Here is a 3579-nt window from a genome sequence, read left to right on the forward strand (position 1 = left end):
ACCGTTTGTTGTCGGGAACATAAGTTTGGGTGCGTATTATTCAAAAATATTTGCGAACGAAAAGGCCTGGCAACAGCGGGAGCGCAAATGGAGCCCTTGAAAGCTCCATGCAGCGCTTCCTGCTGTAGCCGCTGGCTTGGATATAAGGCCAGCGGCGGTGCCACAGTGCTTCTGCCAATCAGCAACTCCGTTTCGTACAGGATTTCGCCTTTTCCTGTACGAAACGCCTGTTTTTGCTCGCTCCGTACAGGATTGGCACATTTCCTGTACGAAATGTTTAACTCAGCTCATTCTGCTCAGGATTCTTCAGCCGTTTTTCTCCAAATGGCCGAGAGAACACACGGTTTTCGGCAATGTTGAGCATTCTCCTGTGCGTCTTGCCATGTGCGACATCGATTCGGAATATACAAGGGTGATGCACGATGGCTTATACCGATATCGTTCATAGGGCTGTTCCTGGCCTTCGGCCTGTCCGATGTCTCCTTTGACGAGGGCGGATATGCGTCATTCGTCGTACTTGCCGGAATCACAGTAAATGCAGGCATATATCTGGTGTCTTCATGGACAGGAAAGCGGAATGCCCGCAGTAATGAACTGGCGGGTTTCATAAGGGCGTTCGATTTGAAGCTGTGGCCGATTTCCCTCACCATTCTGTCAACGGTCCTCGGCCTGGTTCCTTTCCTCTCCGATGGCCCCGACGAGGCGTTCTGGTTTGACTTTGCCTTGGGAACAATTTCCGGTTTGCTGTTCTCAATCATCGCACTTGTTTTCTATCTGCCGGTGTTCTTGATGAAAGGAGGGAAATAAAGCAACAGGCTGCTATGAGCAACCTGTTGTAAGTAAGTGGTCAATATCCGAGCTGAAAACTAGAGCTTTATGATGCCCGGTTTCTTGCTGAGGCCGAGGCCTGGTTTGTCCTCAAGGGTTATGCGGCCGTCAACGAGTTTCATGCCGTTGAAGCAGTCGTTGCCGAGGAGGTAGTTGCCGTCAAGATCAGCCCACTCCATCTTTGGAGAAATCTGAGCGGCCGCTGAAATTGCAACGGATGTTTCGGTCATACAGCCAACCATAAGTTTCATGTGGTTCTGCTCGGCCATAGTAATCATCTGGCGCGCCTCATAAAGACCTGTACATTTCATCAGCTTGATATTGATACCTGTGAAGGCACCTTTCAGTTTTGGAATGTCGTAAATGCGCTGGCAGGACTCATCAGCCATTACAGGAAGCGGACTGCGCTCGGTAATCCAGGCAATCTCATCGAGATTGTACTTGCTCATAGGCTGCTCTATCATTGTAACGCCTTTTTCCTTGAGCCAGTGAATCATGTCAAGAGCATAGTATTTGTCACCCCATCCCTGGTTTGCATCAATGACTATATTCCTGTTGTCACGTGCGCGGATGAACTCAATCATTCTCTTGTCCTCCTTCTCTGTCATGCCGAGCTTGACCTTGATTATCTTGTTCCAGTTGGCTTCTTCAAGTTTCTCCTGAAGTTTCTCATCCGACTCATCGTAACCTATGGTGTAACAGGTGTAAGGAGCTTTCTTTGCATCGAATCCCCACATCTTCCACCAAGGCTGGCCCATTATGTTACCGCAAAGATCGTGGAGGGCAATGTCTATTGAAGCTTTTGCCGCAGTGTTGTTGGTTGTGAGTTTGTCAACGGCCTTCATTATGTCCTCAATCTGGAAAGGATTGTCGAACTTAGGGAAGACATCGGATACGACTTTCTTGTAGAATTCGTGGCATGAAGCCTGTGTCTCACCAAGATAAGGAGGCATTGCAGCCTCACCGTAACCAACGTGACCGTCCCAGGTGATTCTGGTGATTACAATAGGGGTGAAGGTCCTGGATGAACCTGAAATGTGGAAGGTGAACTTCATTATGCCTTTGAAATCCTCCCATGCCAGCTCCAGCTTCTTGCTGCCGCCTTTGCTTACAGGGTCTTTTGCAAAAAGGTCTGAAGGCTGCCAGAGAGCAGCTGCCGCTGTCAGCAGACCTGCGGTTTTCAAAAATCCTCTACGTGTGCTCATTTTATATCTTTTTTTAAGTTAATTTTCTTCTACCCTGATGGTGACTTGCCATGGCTCTTGAAGCGCCACCATCGTAAATATTGCATAAAATTATAAAAAGCCTTTCAATACTCCAAATATGTTGTATAAAAATCTATTTGGAGGCTTTGGTTTGACAATATGCCTCAAATTGATTAAATTTGCCGATTAAGGATGCTCTAAATCTGAAGAAAATTTAACAATATAACTATGAAAAAATCAATTTTTATTTCCCTTTTTGGCGCAATGCTGCTCTGTTGCCTTAACGCCAAAGCACAAACCGATGTTTATGCGTACGATGACGATCCTTCCTTTGTTGGAAGCTGCACTTCCGTGATGGTTGGCAGGAAAGCCTCAACCGACGGTTCTGTGATGACCGCACACGCCTGTGATTCATATTACAGGACATACGTGACAATGGAGCCGCGCAAACATTTTGAGCCTGGCCAGAAAGAGGACGTATATTATTATGCTTTCCGCAGGGAGGAGCCTTGGGACAACAGGATTGCAACTGTAACCGGTTCTATTGTTCCACCAAAGCAGGATACATACAGATTCCTCAATACAGCATATCCTTGCATGAACGAGAAGCAGGTTGCAATCGGCGAAACCACATTCGACGGAAGACTTGAACTTATAAACAGGAAGGGTATTTTCTGGATTGAGGAGCTTCAGAGAATAGGTCTGGAATATGCATCCACCGCCCGTGAAGCAATTGAAATAATGGGCAAGGTTGCCGAGGAATACGGCTATTGCGACTGGGGCGAGTGCCTCACTGTGGCCGACAAGAACGAAGTATGGCATTTTGAGATAAACGGTCCCGGCGAGGGCGAACCTGGAGCAATATGGGCTGCCCAGAGAATTCCTGATGACCACGTTGGAATTTCTGCCAACATTGCAAGGATAGGTACGATTGATTTTGATGATCCTGCTAACTTCATGTGGAGCAAGAACGTGAAGGAGAAGGCTAAGCAGTACAAGGTCTGGGACGGCAAGGGCCCTCTCGTATTCTGGAAACTGGTTGGCGACGGACGTCCTTTCAGCATAAGGGAATATATGATTTTCAAGGAACTGGCTCCTAAGCAGTTCGAGAACATGGAACTTGATGCAGACGGTCTTCCAAAGAACTGGGATGAATTCCCGTTCTCAATTGTGCCTGAGAAGAAGGTGAGCCCTGAACAGATGTTCTCTTTCTACAGGATGACATACGAAGGAACAGGCCGTTATGATGTTACCGACAATCTCAAGATAAAGGTTCATCGCAGGGACAAGATTCAGGACAGCGACCCATATCCTTTCAGCAAGTACAATGAGTACGACGAGGAAGTTGTTCCTATTTCTCCGTTCATGAGCGCCGATGTTCGCGCAATGCTCAACAAGTTCGTGCTCAAGGAGGAGGCTGAGGCAATGGTAGCTGACAGGAAGAATCTCAAGAAAGGCCAGAAGATAGAGTTCACTCCTGTAGTGAAGAACCGCAGGACGGTTGCTGTTATTCAGTGTTCATATTCCTGGGTTGCCCAGTGCCGTG

The 3579-nt window shown here is 47.5% G+C and carries 3 protein-coding genes; 2 read left to right on the forward strand and 1 reads right to left on the reverse strand.

All coding sequences use genetic code 11. The annotated features are described in order from the left end of the window. Positions 1–384 precede the first annotated feature (384 nt). Complete coding sequence (locus AC06L3_RS09010) at positions 385–807, forward strand: efflux RND transporter permease subunit (RefSeq protein ID WP_475670290.1); 423 nt, start codon at positions 385–387, stop codon at positions 805–807. A 59-nt stretch (positions 808–866) separates the two neighbouring features. Here AC06L3_RS09010 and AC06L3_RS09015 read toward each other — a convergent pair whose 3' ends face one another. Continuing rightward, complete coding sequence (locus AC06L3_RS09015; RefSeq protein ID WP_475670291.1) at positions 867–2033, reverse strand: dipeptide epimerase; 1167 nt, start codon at positions 2031–2033, stop codon at positions 867–869. A 228-nt stretch (positions 2034–2261) separates the two neighbouring features. On the opposite strand from AC06L3_RS09015, the gene AC06L3_RS09020 reads away from it, so the two are divergent. Next, a partial coding sequence (locus AC06L3_RS09020; RefSeq protein WP_475670292.1) for a C69 family dipeptidase occupies positions 2262–3579 on the forward strand: 1318 nt, incomplete at its 3' end.

This window comes from Candidatus Egerieousia sp. (assembly GCF_056211015.1).